The organism is Mycolicibacterium confluentis, from assembly GCF_010729895.1.
Taxonomy (GTDB): Bacteria; Actinomycetota; Actinomycetes; order Mycobacteriales; family Mycobacteriaceae; genus Mycobacterium; species Mycobacterium confluentis.
Window position 1 is genome coordinate 5,755,056 of record NZ_AP022612.1, and the last position, 16,889, is coordinate 5,771,944.

The window sequence follows — 16,889 nt, forward strand, 5'->3', positions numbered from 1 at the left end:
TTCGGTGTCGGTCAGCGGGATGTCGTCCCAGGATTTCGGTGGAATTTCTGCTGATTTACCTGCTCAGCGACGGAAACAGGGCGCTCATGGCGGAACTGAGCACCTCTCGGGCGACGGGCGAGCTCTTCATGGGGTTCGGTTGCACGGTGCGCTTCAAAGGATTCAACGGTGCCCAGGCTGAGTAGTAGGTACCGGTGTCCCACTCCGCGACGTAGCCTTCCGAATACGCTTCACGTAGAGCCTGTTCCAGGGATGGATCCACGTCCAATACGCGGTGGCTGAAGAAGAGGTCACCGATCGGTTCGACGAAGCTCATGTCGATGAGGTCGCGCGGGGTCGGGAACGGACTCTCCACGGTGATGACCGCATAGAGCGGTGAAAAAGATTCACAGAGTTGACGAAACGTCGTCGCGACGAACGTGCCACAGGTTGCGGCACGTCTCTGAATGTCTGGATCATCTGGGAACACGGATGCCTGGTCGATTTCGGAACTGTTCATCACCACCGTGACAGGGTTGGCAATGTTTGTCGGCAGGTCAGCGTATGTCCGCCCAATTCCAACAACTACCTTGCCGATGACGTCCGAGTGGAAGCTCGCCCTCAGCAACTTGCGGTTCGAAGGAGGTTTCTGGTGTGTGCTGAGGGCTGGACCGAACTCTATCGGTTCCGTGAGGTCCTCCTCGAATGTGAGTCTGGGCATTGAATCGCTGATCACCACTGTTGTTGCGACTGGATGGATCGAATCCATTTGCAGAAAACGATCGCAAACGGCGCGGAGCTGGGTGTCGTCGTTCTTCGAATCATCGAAGTACAGGTAGATGATGAGATGAGATCCCCTGATAGCAAAAGACTCAGCGGGGCTAGTACTGGAGGTCATCGTGTCTTCCATAGGGTTGTGAAACGGTGCAGTTGGGTCTCGTTGGGTCGGAATGCAGTGACGAAATGACCGGTTTCTTTATTGAACTGCACGAGAAGAAATTGGAATGTGCCGTCGGGCGAGGGAACCTGAGCTAGGTGCGCGTAAGTGGGCAGGCCTTTTGCATCCCACTCCACGACCTTACGAGACTGGGCGGCACGTTCCACCAACTCCTGCCATTCCGGGAGTAGCTTTCTGGACATCGACTCCTCTGGAAGGCCATACCACTCATGCGCATGGCGATCGAAGGAGTGCGCGACGCCCTGCGGGGTGAAGGTTCTCGGTGGGCCCGGAACATCCGGCGGCCCGCCCTGGCACGGGTTCAGCCCCAGCGGATCCACCCACCCGGTCGGATTCACCGGATAGCTGTAGGGATTCGGTGCAGGAGCCAGTCCCAGCGGATCGGGGCTGATGTAGCGGCCCACACCGGGGTGGTAGTACCGGTGGAAGTTGTAGTGCAGTCCCGTTTCTTCGTCGTAGTACTGGCCGGGGAAGCGCCACGGCGTTTCGGCGCCGGTCCAGGTGGTCGTGCCCCACACGGTGGCCCGGCTGCGGCCGGCGATGGATCCGGTCCGGGGATCGAGCATGGCGACCGGCGCCCCGACCTGGTCGGTGACCAGCGCGAAGAACTCTCGGTCGACGTCGTCCTGGTTGACTTGGATCTGCGGGCTCAACTCGCCCGGCAGATAGGCCCAAGACTGCACCGATCGACGCGCCTCGGAATCGACTGAGACCTGTTCGACCAAACGGGTGCCCGACCACGTGAATTCGGTGACGCCGCCGTCGGATCCGCGTTTGCTGACGCGTCGGCCCAGCGGGTCATAGCTGTACTCGAACGTCTGGCCGTCGGGAGTCCGCACCGAGCGCAGCCGGTCCCAGGCATCCCAGGTGTAGTGCCAGACTTCGGGTTTGCGGCTCAGTCGGCGGGTGGACACGGTGGTCAGTCGCCCAGCGCGGTCGTAGCCGTAGCGCGAGCGGTCGTCGTCGGTCAGCAGCACGCCCTGGTACTGCCATCGGCCGTCGACACTGAGGTTGTCAGACCCGTCGAAGATGAACGTCTCGTGGGTGCCGTCGGGAAGCGTGCGGCCCGTGAGCCTTCCGGTGGGGTCGACGTCGAAACGCGCCGGTATGCCCAGCGGTGTCGCGTGGCCGCCCGAGCTCACGGAGGTCAGTTGGTCGTCGTCGTCGTACTGATACGCCGCACCGGCCAGGGGGCCCACGCCGGAACCGACACTGTCCTGGCGCTCAGTCGTCCCGCGGGATCGAAGACCGACGCCACGTCGATGGGGCCGTAGCGGTAGCTGAGCGGTCGGCCGAGCGGATCGGTCGACACCTCGCAGGGCCGTCCCGCCACGCTGAACCCGTCGACGGCGCCTCTAGCGTCGTAACTCAGTTGTACGGGAGGACCGTTCGGAGTCCGAACCGCGACCACCTCCCCGGCAGGGCCAAAGGAGGTGGTGACGGTCCGGCCGTTCCAACTCTCAGAGACTATGCGGCCGGCGGGGTCGAAACCGAGTTCCAGGGCGCCGGCTGCGTTGCGTGCTGACGCAATACGACCGGCTGAATCATACTGGTAGGAAACGGTTTCGCCGGTTTCGGAGGACTCGGCGACCAGATTGCCCGCCGCATCGTACGAGTACGCGACGGTCTGGCCCTCCGCGTTGGTGCGAGATCCGAGCCGGCCTGCGTGGTCGTAGGAGTAATGAGTGGTGGCGCCGTTGAAGTCGGTCTCGGCCACCAGGCGACCGTCGGGCCCGTACTCGTACCGCCACACCAGAACGTCGGGATTGGTCACCGAAAGCAGTTGGCGGGCAGCGTTGTAGCCGAACTCGGTGCGGCGGCCGTCGGAGTCGACACGTGCGGTGATCAGATCGTAGAAGCCGTACTCCCACACGGTGACTCCGCCGATGGCGTCGGTGTGGGTGCGGCAGTTGCCTTCACCGTCCCACGTCCACTGCTCAGTGGCGCCGGTGGGGCCGGTCCGGCGGAGGGGATGCCCCTCGGCGTCGTACTCAGTGGCGGTGGCGGCCCCGTCGGGCGCGACGACCAGTGCGACACGGCCGAACTCGTCGTACCGGATCTGGGTGACGTGACCGGCGGCATCGACCACGCGTTCCGGCTGCCCAGCGGCATTGCAGGTGATCTCGGTGCGCCGGCCAGCCGCGTCGATGTGGGCCCCGACCGCACCGGTGTCGGTGTACTCCCAGCTCTGGGTGCGGCCGGACGGATCGGTGGTGGAGATCAGGTTCCCGCGGGAGTCGTAGCTGTACACCGTGCGGGCGCCGTCGGCGTCGATGGTCTCGACCGGCAGGCCGTCGCGGTAGCGGATCCGAGTGGTCTGCCCCAGGGCATCGGTCACGGAGGCCAGGTGCCCGCCGGCGGTGTAGGTGAAGCGCGTCGCCGCGCCGGCGCCGCTGCGGCTGAGGACCGCACGGTCCGGCGTGTAGGCGGTGGTGGCGGTGCGCCCCAGCGGGTCGGTCTCCGCGATGGGCAGCAGGTTGGCGTCGAAGCGGTGGATACGGCGGTTTCCGAGGGCATCCGCCCACTCGGTCAGGCGCTGATCGCCGTCTGTGGAGTACGTGTAGGAGGCATTCCAGACGCCGTTCTCCCCGGTTTGGGACACGACCCGTCCCTGAGCGTCGTAGGCGTTGTCGTACCGCGCGCCGCTGGAGTCGATCCACGCCACCATCTGATGCGCGTCGTAGGCGAACCGTGTGGTGGCCCCGACAGCATTGGTGACCTCGATCAGATCTCCTGCGTCATAGCCGAACTCGCGAACCGTTGAGGCGTCGATCCGGTAGCCCTGGATTCGTCCGTCCTCGCACTGGACGTCGACCGCCATGCCGCTGCTGTGCTCCACCCGCAGTGGCTCACCGGTATCGGTGTAGTGGAACGTGATTCGGTTCTGATTGCGATCGGTGATCGCCGACAGGCACAGCACCTGCGGTGTGTCCGGTAGGGGCTGGGTGAAGTGCCAGTTGACCGAGGACTGCGGGTCCGTGAGTCGGTATCCGGCGTCGTTGAGGTGCAACTGCCAGCGTCGGCCGTGCCGGGGTGTCGAAGGCTGGCCGGGCTCGGGGTGGTCGAAGGTGAGCATGACGCCGTCGGCGTCGATGGTGGTGACGGCGTCCTCGTCCACCGCGGCGCGGGAATCCCAGGTGCTGGCCAACTGGGTCCGAACCAGATGCCGTGCCGGTACTGCGAGCGGTGCTGGCGCGTGAGCCGCAGCGGCAGCACCCCGGGCAGGTCCACATCGGTGGCCGGCAGCAGATATTCGCCGGTCGCCAGGTCGACCGGTTCCGGGCTGGTCTGCTTCTGGCCGGTCTCGATGGACGACGAGGGGTCATCCCGGACTGGGCCCGCGTCGTGATTGGGCGGCGTCAGGTCGACGTCGGGATCGTCGGGATGTGACGGCGGAAGGTCCGGTGCATCTGGTGCGTCATGCGGGGTGTGGTGCGGCACGTCGGGGGTGGGGATGTCGTCGGCGACGCGGGTTGCGCCCGGGATCTCATCGGCGAATCCGATCACGCCATCGGCGACGCGGGCGAGAGGACCCGCGGCCTTGAGACCGGGAAGGGGGAGAAGTCCCGCGAGTTCGGCGACGGCCTCCGTGCGTTCGGAGTTCGAGCGTTCGTCCCAATGCTGGATGGTGTCAAGGTGTTTGGCGACGTCGGGAATCAGGCCAAGACTGGATTCACTGAGTTCGCGGCTGTGTTCCTTCCACCCGGGAGGCGGGGCGAACGACTGCACGTCGATGTTCTCCGGCAGCGGGGCTCGGGGAACGGGGCGGCCGCCCTGTGCTGTGTGGGCGTCATTCATGCGGCCGAGGAGCGCGTCCTCCTCCTTCAGCTCGCGACGTGCGTCGAAGACGTCCTGGGCCAACTGGGTCAGGACGTCACGGTCGGGTCCGTTGCCGGGTCCCCTCACGTAGGCCTCGGCGGCAGCAGCATTCGCTTTCCTCTGAGCTTCGCCGAGCTTGCGCCACGCCTCCGCGACTTGGGTCGCTTGACGTTCAAGCGCAGCGCGGTTGCCCGCGACAACAGGAGCGAGGAGCGGATCTACCGGGCCCGTTTCTCCGGGTCCGGGGCCGTCACTGGTCAGCCGCTCCTGTAGCTGGTCGAGTGGAGTGGGAGGCTGCAAACCGTCGGGCCCCAGCAGGGTGGGCTGCTCCGCTGCGGTGTCTGCGGGCGTCAGCATGTCCTGCCAGGATCCGGGCCGAGTGGCCTCCGGGGGCCCGACGGTTGCTCCGTCGTACCCGTCGACGCTGTCGACCGCCCCGGCGCCGTACCCGAAGGACTTCAGGCTGGACATCGCGGTGCTCAGAGCCAGGGCATAGTCGGTCCGCAGCTCGACGACATCGTCGTAGGTCTCGCGGGTTTCGGCGATCGCGGCCTCTTTCCACTCCCTGGCCTCGTCCGCATCGTCAGCTTCGAGGGCCTCGCCGTACTTGGCGTCGGCGAGCCTGAGCTTGAAGTTCAACTGGGCGATCTCGCGGTGGGACGACTGCTGCGTCTCGGCGAGCTTGGCCGCGATGGAGGCGAGATCCACCGCGATGTTCCCCAACTGCTCCGACTGCAGCTTGAGGGACGTGACGACCTGCTGCACCTCGGCGGCGTCGTTGATCGGGTGACCGTTCGGACGCCTGTTCCACGAGGCCTCGAAACGCTTCCGGGCCTCGACGAACTCGGTGTCGGTGTCCTGGGTGTGGCCCGCGGCCTTGTGGAAGGCGGCACCCAGATCGGAGATCGCCTGCGGTTGTCCGGCCTGGACAGAGGCGTCGACCTTCCACGGATCGCCGCCGGCTCCGGCGGTGAGCGTGGAAATGTCGAGATGCGTGAGGTCGGGGTACGACGTCACCGGACGTCGCGGATCCACTCAGTGTGAGTGTGTTCCATGGCGTCGAAGGTGCTGGCGATCCCGAGGACCGAGCCCCCCAACGTCTCCAGGCAGTCGCGATGCGTGGCCGCGACATCCGTGTTGCAGGAATGCGCTGTGGTCACAGCGCTGTGGAATGCGCGTGCGCCGCCGAAGTCCCCGAAGATGCCAGAAGCCACGGTGGCGCGGTTCAGTGTTTCCCGCGCCAGTTCGGCGTGCTCGGCCGCCGTGTGCGAACAGGTCGCGCCCGCGCGCATGTGGTCGGTGTCGAACTCCACCTTGGGTGTCTGTGGATCAGTCAAGGTCAGGCCCCCCTCCCAGTCAGCAAAGACTAGCGGGAACCTCGTCCGCCGTCACTTCAACTCCGGCGGGCAGTGAATGCACTCGTCAGCGGGCTGCAGGCGCCTCAGACCTGAGAATCCGGGAACGCGATCACCGACAGGAAGCGAATCGGCAGTTCGATCAGGTCGGAGGGCCCGTGCGCGCCCTCGCCGTCGAACTGCAGCGAGTCACCCGGATGCAGTCGGTACACCGAGCGGCTGTGGCTGTAATCCATGACGCCCTCGAGCATGAAGATGAACTCGGTGCCGGGGTGCTGGAACAGGGGATAGGTCTGGCTCTTCTCCGACAGTGTCACGTGCAGGCACTCGAGGCGCTTGTGCTCCCCGCGCAGGGAACCCAGGAGTTCGTATTCGTGGCCCTGCTTGGTGCCGTTGCGCACGATCCGGGCGCCCGTGCCGGACTTGACGAATGCCGCGGGACGTTCGACGTCGGCACCACGAAACAGCGTGGTGACCGGCACGTCGAAACCCTTGGCCAGCAGCGCCAACGTCGACAGGCTGCAGGAGGTCTGCGCATTCTCGATCTTCGACAGCATGGCCTTGGAGATGCCGACCTTCGCGGCCATGTCGGCCACCGACATGCCCTGCTGTTGCCGCAACTGCCGCACATTGCGGCCGATCGCGGCCTCCAGTTCGAGTTCGCCGACCGGTTCCTGCGGGTCCCGATCGCGTGCCGTCCCGGACTGGTTGCGGATGAGATCGGACACGCGCCCCCTTGCTTAACGCATCTGTCCCGCACCGACGTATGGATACGGGCTTCTCAGCAGATCATCCTCGTCGAACCGTGACAACCGGAAATCCGTCTCGGGGATCCGCGCGTCGGCACTGTGCCCGTCGATCACCAGGTCGGCGACCAGCCGTCCCACCGCCGGTGCGATCTTGAAGCCGTGGCCGCTGAATCCGGCCGCGACGATCAGGCCCTCGATGCCGGTTCGGGAGATCACCGGGTTCCAGTCCGGCGTGACGTCGTAGCAGCCGGCATAACTGCTGGTGATCGCGGCGTCGGTGAACCCGGGGAAGCGGGTGCCGATCTTGTCGACGGTCAGGTCAATGAAGGCCTCGCTGGCCCGGTTGGAGTAGTTGTCGGGGTCGGCGGTCTCGCAGTCGGCGAGGTCGCTGTTGCCGAACAGGATCTCCCCGCCGGTCTCGGGCCGGATGTACTGCAGCGACACCAGATCGGAGAACACCGGCACCGCGCCGATCGGGGCGCCCGGGTCCACCAGCACGATCTGCTCGCGCACGACGTCGATCGGCACGTCGATCCCGTACGGCAGCAGGAACGGACGGGTCCAGGCCCCGGTCGCGACGACGACGGTGTTCGCGCTCACCTCGGTGCCGTCGGCCAGGCGCACCCCGGTCACGCGGTCACCGTCGATCAGCAGGTCGGTGACGGCAGCGCCCTGCCGGACCCGAACGCCCGCCGCGCGGGCGCTGACCGCGAAGGCCTGCGCGGTCTGGTAGGCGTCGCCGTAGCCGCCGCGGGCCTCCCATCCGAATGCCGCGAACGCCGACAGGTCCGCCCACGGCCACATGCGGGCCACCTCGGTGAGGTCGATCTCCTCGGTCTCGACGCCGACGGCCCGCTGTGCGGCAAGGCTTTTGCGCATAGACTCGACGTCGGGCTCACCGACCCCGACGACGTATCCGGTCTGGCGGAAGCCGATGTCGTCGCCGAAGATCTCGTGCGCGTTCTCGAAGACCTCCAGGCCGACGGTGGCCATCGCGGCCAGGGAACTCACGCCGTAGTGACAGCGCACGATCCCGCTGGATTTACCGGTCATGCCGGAGCCCACGGTGTTGCGTTCGGAGACAAGAACATCGGTGACACCACGCTGGCTCAAAGCCCAGGCCGCCGCGGCACCCTCCAACCCTCCGCCGACGATGACGACGTCGGCAGTCTCGCTGGTCATCGGCTCACCGACCCGGAATCCAGTCGGTGCCCGCCAGGGGTACACGGGCCATGGCGGCGGCTTCGATGCTGACGGCCACCAGGTCCTCGGGTTCGAGGTGGCACACGTGGGCCTTGCCGCACGCGCGGGCGATGGTCTGGGCCTCCATGGTCAGCACGCGCAGGTAGTTGGCCAGGCGCCGACCGCCCTCGATCGGGTCGAAGCGGGCCGCCAACTCCGGGTCCTGCGTGCTGATGCCCGCGGGATCCCGGCCGTCCTGGAAGTCGTCGTAGAAACCCGCTGCGCTGCCCAGCTTCTCGTACTCGGCGGCGTACCTGGGATGGTTGTCGCCGAGGGCGATCAGGGCGGCCGTGCCGATGGCCACGGCGTCGGCGCCCAAAGCGAGCGCCTTGGCGACATCCGCGCCGTTGCGGATGCCGCCAGAGACGATCAACTGCACCTTACGGTGCACCCCCAATTCCTGCAGGGCCTGCACGGCCTGCGGAATCGCGGCCAGTGTCGGGATGCCCACATGCTCGATGAACACCTCCTGCGTGGCGGCCGTGCCGCCCTGCATGCCGTCGACGACCACGACGTCGGCGCCGGAGTGCACCGCGAGTTTCACGTCGTAATACGTCCGGGTCGCGCCGACCTTGACGTAGATCGGCTTCTCCCAGTCGGTGATCTCACGCAGTTCGTTGATCTTGATGGTGAGGTCGTCGGGGCCCGTCCAGTCCGGGTGCCGGCACGCCGAACGCTGGTCGATGCCCGGAGGCAGAGTGCGCATCCCGGCCACGCGGTCGGAGATCTTCTGCCCCAACAACATGCCGCCGCCGCCCGGCTTGGCGCCCTGCCCGAGCACGACCTCGATGGCGTCAGCGCGCCGCAGGTCGTCGGGATTCATGCCGTAGCGTGACGGAAGATACTGGTAGACAAGGTGCTTGCTCTGGCCGCGCTCCTCGGGCGTCATTCCGCCGTCACCGGTGGTGGTCGAGGTGCCGACTTCGCTGGCGCCGCGGCCCAGGGCCTCCTTGGCCGGCCCGGACAGCGCGCCGAAGCTCATGCCCGCGATGGTCACCGGAATGGCCAGGTGCAGAGGGTGTTTGGCGTTGCGGTCGCCGAGCACCACGTCGGTGTCGCAGCGTTCGCGATACCCTTCGAGGGGATAGCGGGACATCGACGCGCCCAGGAAAAGCAGGTCGTCGAAATGCGGCAGGGGTCTCTTGGCGCCCCATCCTCGGATGTCATAGATGCCGGTGTCGGCGGCGCGGTTGATGGCCGCGATGGTGGCGCGGTCGAAGGTGGCGGATTCGCGCAGGCCGAGGCGGGCGCGGTCATCGGTGCTGGGGGTCATCGGTGTGGCCTCCTAGTAGGACGCGGCGTTGTCGACGTGGAAGTGGTACAGCTGACGGGCCGAGCCGTAGCGGGTGTAGGCCGAGGTGTCGTCGTCGCCGAAGCCGGCGGCTTTGAGCAGTCGGGCGAGTTCCTCGTGGTGTTCGGCGCGCATCTCCTTGGCGACGCAGTCCGCGCCCAGCGAGGCGACCTCGCCGCGGACGTACAGGCGGGCCTCGTAGATCGAGTCACCGAGCGCCTCACCGGCGTCACCGCGGACCACCAGGGTGCCGGCCTGCGCCATGAACGCGCTCATGTGCCCGATGTTGCCGCCCACCACGATGTCGACGCCCTTCATCGAGATCCCGCACCGCGCAGCGGCATCGCCTTCGATCACCAGCAGACCGCCGTGCGCCGTGGCGCCCGCGGACTGGGACGCGTTGCCCTTGACCCACACCGTGCCGCTCATCATGTTCTCGGCGACACCGGTGCCCGCGTTGCCGTCGATGGTGATGTCGGCGTGCTGGTTCATGCCGGCCGCGTAGTAGCCGACGTGCCCGTTGACGGTGACGGTGACGGGTGCGTTGAGGCCGACCGCGACGTTGTGGGCGCCGGCGGGGTTGTCGATGACGAACTCGCCGGACACACCGGGGGCGTGCAGGGCGGCGTTGACGTCCCGCAGTGGTGTGATGTGCAGGTCGAATTGCGTGCTCAGCGCGTCCATGCGTAGACCACCTCCGGTTCGGGTTCCCAGATCGCGGCGCGCTCGACGCCGGGCAGGCCGGCCAGCGCGCGGTATTCGCTGGCCATCGCGACCCAGTCGTCGGTCTCGGCGATGACGGCGGGTTTGCAGGCGATGGCGTCGCGCACAACGGCGAACGAGTCACTGTTGGACACCAGAAGCGTGTAGAACCCGTCGAACGTCGCGCACAGTTCCTTGAGTGCGGTCTCGACGTCGCGCCCGTTGGCCAACTGCTGCGCGACGAACCGCGCACCAACCTCGGTGTCGTTCTCGCTGTCGAAAACCACACCAGCGCGGCGCAGTTCGCGCCGGATGGTGGCGTGGTTGGCGAATGATCCGTTGTGCACCAGGCACTGGTCGGGGCCGACCGCGTAGGGATGCGCGCCCGACGGCGTCACCGCGGATTCGGTGGCCATCCGGGTGTGGCCGACGCCCTGCCATCCGGTGGCCTCGGCCAGGCCCCACGCCGCGGTCAGGTCGCGGGGGTGTCCGACGCCCTTGAGCACCGCGACGTCGGCGCCGAATCCGGAGATCAGTGCGTCGGGGTACGCCGCGAGCACCGCGGACTGCAGCGCTTCGACCGGTGCGGTTCCGGTGACCAGGAGGGTCTCGCCGAGCGCTCGGACCTCGACGTCGCCGCCGAGAGCCGCAGCGATCTCGTCGGGCGCTGCACTCAGTTCGAGCACCGACACGCAGTTTCGGCCCGGCGGGCACCACGCGGCGTTGCCGTAGACCGCCACGCCCGCGGAATCGCTGCCGCGGTCTGCCATCTCGCACAACATGCCCGTCAGCAGCGCCCCGAGCTGGGGGTGAAGGTCCGGGCTGCGCAGATGCAGCCCCACGATCCCACACATAGTCTTTATCTCCCTTGGGTTTTCTTCAGAAGGCGGTGAGGTACTGGTCGACTTCCCAGGCGCTGACCGCGCTGTGGTAGGCGAAGAACTCGTCGCGTTTGAGGTTGGCGAAGTACTCGGAGACGCCCGGTCCGACGGCGTCGAGCACGCCGGTCACCACCGAGTCGGTCTCCAGAGCGTCGACCGCGTGCAACAGCGTCGGCGGCAGCGCCGTGCGACCCTGGACCGCTCCGACAGTGCCCGGATCGGCGCTGCGCTTGATGCCGTCGAGTCCGGCGCCCAGTGCGGCGGCGATCGCGAGATACGGGTTGGCCGCGCCGTCGGCGCCGCGCAGTTCGATGCGCTGGTTGTCCGGGATCCGGATGTAGTGCGTGCGATCGTTGCCGCCGTAAGAGGGTTGGCGCGGCGCCCACGAGGCGCCTGATGCCGTGCTGAGAGCGCCAGTGCGCTTGTAGGAGTTGACCGTTGGGCCGATCACAGCCTGCAGAGCGCAGGCGTGGTCGAGGATGCCGCCGACGAATGCGTAAGCGGTGTCGGACAGTCCGAGGCCCTTGGTGTCATCCGAGTCGGTGGGGAAGACGGGTTGTCCCGCGCTGGTCAGCGACATGTGGAAGTGCAGGCCGCTGCCCGTGCGGTCACCGAACGGTTTGGGCATGAACGTCGCGACCATGCCGCGTTCGGCAGCGATCATCGACAGCAGGTAGCGCAGCGTGACGACGCGGTCCGCGGTGACCAGCGCCTCGGCGTACTCGAAGTTCTGCTCGAACTGGCCGTTGCCGTCCTCGTGGTCGTTGGCGTAGTTGGACCAGCCCAGGGTGTTCATGGCGGCCGAGATGGTGGTCAGGTGCTCGTACATCCGGGTGACGCCGCGTGCGTCATAACAGGGTTGGGCCGCGGTGTCGTCGGCGTCGGCCGTGCGCAGGCTGCCGTCGGGGTTGCGCTTGAGCAGGAAGTATTCGACCTCGGCGCCCACCCAGGGTTCGAAGCCGGCGTCGGCCGCGCGTTGGACGAGGGACTTGAGGATGACACGGGGCGCGAAGCGCCACGGCTGGCCTTCGACGTGCGGGTCGCAGTGCACGATCGCCAGGCCCTCTTTGATGAAGGGGACAGGCGTGAATGAACTCGGATCCGGGATCGCCATCAGGTCGGGATCCTTGGGCTCTTGACCCATGGCGCCGACGGCGTAGCCCGCGAAGCCCACACCCTCGGTTGCCAACTGCTCGACCGCCTCGACGGGAACCAGCTTGGCGCAGGGCTTTCCGCGCAGATCGACAAACAACGCGAGCAGGAACCGGGTGCCGGCCTGCTCGGCGAGAGCGGCGAGTTCACTCTTGGTGGCCATCATCTCCTCGGACCTTTCGAAGTCTCGTGACAGGAATCAACGTATCACTGGATGAAACAGTGTGCAGTGCGAGCGAAGGGGTGGATGTCTCCGGGTTGGGGTGTCATATGCCCGGCGCCGAGCCACTTTGAGCCAATGCGCTCGTTGCCTGCGCGACACTTAAACCTCTGCGAGGACACGCCGGGCGGGGCCGCAGAGGTTTAAGCCTCGGCGCGGAATTCCGGGGAACGGCACAACCCCTGCGACGCGCCCGGCCGGCGCGGGACTAGCCCACGCCGGCCGGCGTCGCGTCGAAGAGAACGGTCAGGCGAACTCAAGTTCGTACGAGCCGTCCTTGTGGAACTTCGCGTCGATGCCCTTCTCCTCGTCCTCTGGAGCCACCCGAATGCCGATCGTCTTCTTGAGCACGAAGGCGATCGCGAACGCGACGACGAACGAGTAGAGGATGACGGCACCGGCGGCGATCGCCTGCTTCCACAACTGACCGAACCCGCCGCCGTAGAGCAGACCGTTGGTGGCGTTGGGCATCGACTCGCTGGCCAGCACGCCGACCATGAGCGTGCCGATCAGGCCGCCGACCAGGTGGACGCCCACGACGTCGAGGGTGTCGTCGTAGCCGAACTTCGACTTCAACGCCACGGCGTACGGGCACACCGCACCAGCAACGAGGCCCAGGATGATCGCACCGACCGGCGTGACCGCACCGCACGCCGGAGTGATGGCGACCAGGCCCGTGATGGCACCCGACGCCGCACCGACACCGGTCACGTGGCCGGTCCTCAGTTTCTCCACGGCCAGCCAGCCGAGCACGGCCGCGCAGGTCGTGACGAACGTCGTGACCATGACGATCGCGGCCGAATTACCCGCTGCCAGAGCGGATCCACCGTTGAACGCGTACCAGCCAGCCCACAGCATCCCGGCGCCCAGCAGGGTCAGCGGCACGTTGTGCGGCTTGCGGTCACTACCCCAGCTGAGCGACTTTCCGAGCACAATCGCCACCGCGAGCGCCGCGATGCCGGCGTTGATGTGCACCGCGGTGCCGCCGGCGAAGTCGATGGCCCCGAGCTTGTTGGCGATCCACCCGCCCATCGAGTCCTCGGTGACCACCCCGTCGAATGCGAACACCCAGTGCGCCACCGGGAAATACACCAACACGGCCCACAGGCCCGCGAACAGCATCCACGAACCGAACTTCATCCGGTCGGCCACCGCGCCGGAGATCAGGGCCACGGTGATCGCCGCGAACAGCGCCTGGAACAACGCGAACAGGCTGACCGGAAGGCCGTCGACCGTGGTCATCGGCTCCAGAAGGTCCTTCATCCCGGCGAACTCGGTGATGTTGCCGACCAGACCGCCAGACGAGGTCCCGAACGTCATCGAGAACCCGAACAGGACCCACAGCACGCCAACCAGAGAGGCCGCGCCGAAGGTCATCATCATCATGTTGGTGGAACTCTTCACCGAAACCATGCCGCCGTAGAACAACGCCAGGCCGGGGATCATCAGCGTGAGGCCGATGATGCAACACAGCATGAAAGCAGTGGTGCCTGTGTCCATACTCATCTCCTGAGGTGGGTGCCGGCCCTGGATGGCCGATCCACCAGACAGTGACCGTCGTCACTGTTACGCCGGCAGGCGTGCGGTGTTTCGTCTTGGTTAACCCTGGCCAGAGCGGGTCGGTAGGGTGGATTTCCTTATGCACCGACTGCGCGACATCAACCGACGGTTCCTGGTCTACGGGCTGATCCTGCTGGTCGGCCTCGGCGTCGTGCTGTACGAGACGGTGTTCAACAAGCCCTCGGAGGAGTGCCGGCCTGTCCGCGACTTCCTGGAGTTCAACCAGGAGCAGACCAAGGTCATCAACGAGAAGGGCGACAACGCGAGCATCGCCGACTACGAGGGCTGGGCCGACGGCCTGGCCGAGCGTTCCGGCCGCGTCACCAACCCCGACCTCGCGGTGCAGGCCGTGCGAGTGGCCGACCTTGCGAATCGCTTCGTCATCAAGCTGCCGGCGCTTCGGGCCCAGACCAATGTCCAGCCCGGGACCGAGGAGCAGACGCCGGCGATCGTCTATGAGATGTCGGCGATCAACACTCAGATCAGCGATGGAATACGTGCACTGAACCAGTCCTGCCCGGACTGAGCCGCTGGGACGGGTCCGGCCGTCCGGTCGGGGTGGAAAAACCACGTGCGCTTCTCCCTTATCCTTGACGGGACCAATCCCCACCCTGAGAGGGCAGACAGTGGCGCTCGTCGTGCAGAAATACGGCGGATCCTCCGTGGCCGATGCCGAACGCATCCGTCGCGTGGCCGAGCGCATTGTCGAAACCAAAAAGGCCGGCAACGATGTCGTCGTCGTGGTCTCGGCCATGGGCGACACCACAGACGACCTTCTTGACCTGGCCAAACAGGTCTCACCGGCGCCGCCGGTGCGCGAAATGGACATGCTGCTGACCGCCGGGGAGCGAATCTCCAACGCGCTGGTCGCCATGGCCATCGAGTCGCTGGGCGCCCAGGCCCGGTCCTTCACCGGATCGCAGGCTGGCGTCATCACGACCGGTACGCACGGCAACGCCAAGATCATCGACGTGAACCCCGGCCGCCTGCGTCAGGCCCTCGACGAGGGTCAGATCGTGCTGGTGGCGGGCTTCCAGGGTGTGAGTCAGGACACCAAGGACGTCACCACCCTGGGCCGCGGCGGTTCGGACACCACCGCCGTCGCCGTGGCCGCGGCACTGGGGGCCGACGTCTGCGAGATCTACACCGACGTCGACGGCGTCTTCACCGCCGACCCGCGCATCGTGCCGAACGCCCACCGCCTGGACACCGTGTCCTTCGAGGAGATGCTCGAGATGGCCGCGGCGGGCGCCAAGGTGCTGATGCTGCGCTGCGTGGAGTACGCGCGCCGATTCAACCTGCCGATTCATGTCCGTTCGTCGTACACGGACAAGCCCGGCACCCTCGTCCAAGGATCGATGGAGGACATCCCGATGGAAGACGCGATTCTGACCGGAGTGGCCCACGACCGCAGCGAGGCCAAGGTCACCGTGACCGGAGTGCCCGATGTGCCCGGTTACGCCGCCAAGGTGTTCCGCGCGGTCGCCGACGCCGACGTCAACATCGACATGGTGCTGCAGAACATCTCCAAGGTGGAGGACGGCAAGACCGACATCACCTTCACCTGCTCGCGGGAGAGCGCGCCAGGCGCCGTCGAGAAGCTGACCTCGCTGCAGGGCGAAATCGGTTTCACCCGTGTGCTTTTCGACGATCACATCGGCAAGGTCTCGCTGATCGGCGCCGGTATGCGTTCGCACCCAGGCGTCACCGCCACCTTCTGTGAGGCGCTGGCCGAGGCCGGCATCAACATCGACCTGATCTCGACGTCGGAGATCCGGATCTCGGTGCTGATCAAGGACACGGAATTGGACAAGGCTGTTGCCGTGTTGCACGAGGCATTCGGCCTCGGCGGCGACGAAGAGGCCGTCGTCTATGCGGGAACGGGACGGTAACGATGGTCAACATCGGCGTAGTGGGTGCGACCGGTCAGGTCGGCCAGGTGATGCGCGCCCTGCTGGAGCAGCGCGAGTTCCCCGCCACCTCCGTGCGATTCTTCGCCTCCGCGCGGTCTGAGGGCAGGAAGCTGACATACCGCGGCCAGGAGATCGAGGTCGAGAACAGCGAGACCGCGGACCCGTCCGGGCTGGACATCGCCTTGTTCTCCGCCGGCGCCACCATGTCGCGTGTGCAGGCTCCGCGGTTCGCGGCGGCAGGCGCGGTGGTCATCGACAACTCGTCGGCCTGGCGCAAGGATCCCGACGTCCCCCTGGTCGTCAGCGAGGTCAACTTCGCCCGCGACGCCCACAACCGACCGAAGGGCATCATCGCCAACCCGAACTGCACCACCATGGCCGCGATGCCGGTCCTCAAGCCGTTGCACGAGGAGGCCGGCCTGACCCGGCTGATCGTGTCGAGCTATCAGGCGGTCTCCGGCACCGGCCTGGCGGGCGTCGAGGAACTCGCGTCCCAGGCGCGCGCCGTGATCGACGGTGTCGAGCAGTTGGTTCACGACGGCAGCGCCCTGGACTTCCCCGCACCGGTCAAGTACGTCGCGCCGATCGCGTTCAACGTCGTCCCGCTGGCCGGTTCGCTGGTCGACGACGGCTCGGGCGAGACCGACGAGGACCAGAAGCTCCGCAACGAGAGCCGCAAGATCCTGGGCATCCCGGAGCTGGCCGTGTCGGGCACCTGCGTGCGCGTTCCGGTGTTCACCGGACACTCGCTGTCGATCAACGCCGAGTTCGCCCAACCGCTTTCGGCGCAGCGCGCCAAGGAACTGCTGGCCGACGCGCCGGGGGTGAAGCTGGTCGACGTGCCGACGCCGCTGGACGCCGCCGGTGGCGACGAGTCCTTGGTGGGCCGCATCCGGCAGGATCCGGGCGTGCCCGATGGCCGTGGACTCGCGTTGTTCGTGTCGGGAGACAACCTGCGAAAAGGTGCGGCTCTCAACACCATTCAGATCGCCGAACTGCTGGCCCAATCCCTCTAGTCTTTTGCGCCGAAACGATCGTTTGGGCGCAATAGTGCGAGTGGCCTGCGCC

At 66.7% G+C, this 16,889-nt stretch carries 15 protein-coding genes; 3 read left to right on the top strand and 12 right to left on the bottom strand.

Going from position 1 to position 16,889, the window contains the following annotated elements; translation table 11 throughout:
- Positions 1–55: 55 nt before the first annotated feature.
- From G6N34_RS26995 to G6N34_RS27050, 12 genes are all read right to left on the bottom strand, one after another.
- The gene (locus G6N34_RS26995; protein WP_133057803.1) at positions 56–877 is read right to left on the bottom strand and encodes a hypothetical protein; all 822 of its coding nucleotides are present in this window, start codon (positions 875–877) and stop codon (positions 56–58) included.
- Positions 874–2,136, bottom strand: coding sequence for an RHS repeat domain-containing protein (locus G6N34_RS27000; RefSeq protein ID WP_085154406.1), 1,263 nt, complete (start codon positions 2,134–2,136; stop codon positions 874–876). The genes G6N34_RS26995 and G6N34_RS27000 overlap by 4 nt, the downstream gene beginning before the upstream one ends.
- A complete protein-coding gene (locus G6N34_RS27005; RefSeq protein ID WP_163645553.1) occupies positions 2,085–3,758 on the bottom strand; it encodes an RHS repeat domain-containing protein in 1,674 nt (557 codons plus the stop codon). Before G6N34_RS27005 ends, G6N34_RS27000 begins: the two co-directional genes overlap by 52 nt.
- A complete protein-coding gene (locus G6N34_RS27010; protein ID WP_163645555.1) occupies positions 3,662–5,791 on the bottom strand; it encodes a putative alpha/beta hydrolase in 2,130 nt (709 codons plus the stop codon). Before G6N34_RS27010 ends, G6N34_RS27005 begins: the two co-directional genes overlap by 97 nt.
- Positions 5,770–6,093 carry a DUF2563 family protein gene (locus tag G6N34_RS27015; protein WP_133057804.1) on the bottom strand — a complete coding sequence of 108 codons (324 nt, stop codon included), beginning with the start codon at positions 6,091–6,093 and terminating at the stop codon, positions 5,770–5,772. The genes G6N34_RS27010 and G6N34_RS27015 overlap by 22 nt, the downstream gene beginning before the upstream one ends.
- A 104-nt stretch (positions 6,094–6,197) precedes the next feature.
- Positions 6,198–6,839 carry a type II toxin-antitoxin system RelB family anti-toxin gene (locus G6N34_RS27020; RefSeq protein ID WP_085154420.1) on the bottom strand — a complete coding sequence of 214 codons (642 nt, stop codon included), beginning with the start codon at positions 6,837–6,839 and terminating at the stop codon, positions 6,198–6,200.
- Between the two features lie 12 nt (positions 6,840–6,851).
- Complete coding sequence (locus tag G6N34_RS27025) at positions 6,852–8,042, bottom strand: NAD(P)/FAD-dependent oxidoreductase (RefSeq protein WP_085154517.1); 1,191 nt, start codon at positions 8,040–8,042, stop codon at positions 6,852–6,854.
- A 4-nt stretch (positions 8,043–8,046) separates the two neighbouring features.
- Complete coding sequence (locus G6N34_RS27030; RefSeq protein WP_085154422.1) at positions 8,047–9,375, bottom strand: FMN-binding glutamate synthase family protein; 1,329 nt, start codon at positions 9,373–9,375, stop codon at positions 8,047–8,049.
- A 12-nt stretch (positions 9,376–9,387) separates the two neighbouring features.
- Entirely contained in the window at positions 9,388–10,077 is a 690-nt protein-coding gene (locus G6N34_RS27035; protein WP_085154424.1) for a GltB/FmdC/FwdC-like GXGXG domain-containing protein, read from the bottom strand.
- On the bottom strand, positions 10,065–10,949 hold the full coding sequence (locus tag G6N34_RS27040; protein WP_085154426.1) for a class II glutamine amidotransferase domain-containing protein: 885 nt from the start codon (positions 10,947–10,949) through the stop codon (positions 10,065–10,067). Before G6N34_RS27040 ends, G6N34_RS27035 begins: the two co-directional genes overlap by 13 nt.
- A 25-nt stretch (positions 10,950–10,974) precedes the next feature.
- Positions 10,975–12,294: a type III glutamate--ammonia ligase gene (gene glnT / locus G6N34_RS27045; RefSeq protein WP_234813018.1), complete on the bottom strand. Its 1,320-nt coding sequence runs from the start codon at positions 12,292–12,294 to the stop codon at positions 10,975–10,977.
- 300 nt (positions 12,295–12,594) lie between these two features.
- Complete coding sequence (locus G6N34_RS27050; protein ID WP_085154428.1) at positions 12,595–13,848, bottom strand: ammonium transporter; 1,254 nt, start codon at positions 13,846–13,848, stop codon at positions 12,595–12,597.
- 139 nt (positions 13,849–13,987) lie between these two features.
- On the opposite strand from G6N34_RS27050, the gene G6N34_RS27055 reads away from it, so the two are divergent.
- The 3 genes from G6N34_RS27055 (at position 13,988) to G6N34_RS27065 (ending at position 16,837) form a co-directional block, all read left to right on the top strand.
- The gene (locus tag G6N34_RS27055; protein ID WP_085154430.1) at positions 13,988–14,434 is read left to right on the top strand and encodes a hypothetical protein; all 447 of its coding nucleotides are present in this window, start codon (positions 13,988–13,990) and stop codon (positions 14,432–14,434) included.
- A 100-nt stretch (positions 14,435–14,534) separates the two neighbouring features.
- Positions 14,535–15,800 (top strand): aspartate kinase, encoded by a 1,266-nt coding sequence (locus G6N34_RS27060; protein ID WP_085154432.1) that lies wholly within the window; start codon positions 14,535–14,537, stop codon positions 15,798–15,800.
- Between the two features lie 2 nt (positions 15,801–15,802).
- Positions 15,803–16,837, top strand: a complete 1,035-nt coding sequence (locus G6N34_RS27065) for an aspartate-semialdehyde dehydrogenase (protein WP_085154434.1) — start codon at positions 15,803–15,805, stop codon at positions 16,835–16,837.
- Positions 16,838–16,889: the final 52 nt, after the last annotated feature.

What these genes read in the sequence shown, in the direction of transcription:
- G6N34_RS27055 (WP_085154430.1), top strand. Translation starts at nt 13,988, where the DNA reads ATGCACCGACTGCGCGACATCAACCGACGGTTCCTGGTCTACGGGCTG.
- G6N34_RS26995 (WP_133057803.1), bottom strand. Translation starts at nt 877, where the DNA reads ATGACCTCCAGTACTAGCCCCGCTGAGTCTTTTGCTATCAGGGGATCT.
- G6N34_RS27030 (WP_085154422.1), bottom strand. Translation starts at nt 9,375, where the DNA reads ATGACCCCCAGCACCGATGACCGCGCCCGCCTCGGCCTGCGCGAATCC.
- G6N34_RS27040 (WP_085154426.1), bottom strand. Translation starts at nt 10,949, where the DNA reads ATGTGTGGGATCGTGGGGCTGCATCTGCGCAGCCCGGACCTTCACCCC.
- G6N34_RS27065 (WP_085154434.1), top strand. Translation starts at nt 15,803, where the DNA reads ATGGTCAACATCGGCGTAGTGGGTGCGACCGGTCAGGTCGGCCAGGTG.
- G6N34_RS27005 (WP_163645553.1), bottom strand. Translation starts at nt 3,758, where the DNA reads ATGGCGGTCGACGTCCAGTGCGAGGACGGACGAATCCAGGGCTACCGG.
- G6N34_RS27025 (WP_085154517.1), bottom strand. Translation starts at nt 8,042, where the DNA reads ATGACCAGCGAGACTGCCGACGTCGTCATCGTCGGCGGAGGGTTGGAG.
- G6N34_RS27050 (WP_085154428.1), bottom strand. Translation starts at nt 13,848, where the DNA reads ATGGACACAGGCACCACTGCTTTCATGCTGTGTTGCATCATCGGCCTC.
- glnT (WP_234813018.1), bottom strand. Translation starts at nt 12,294, where the DNA reads ATGATGGCCACCAAGAGTGAACTCGCCGCTCTCGCCGAGCAGGCCGGC.
- G6N34_RS27035 (WP_085154424.1), bottom strand. Translation starts at nt 10,077, where the DNA reads ATGGACGCGCTGAGCACGCAATTCGACCTGCACATCACACCACTGCGG.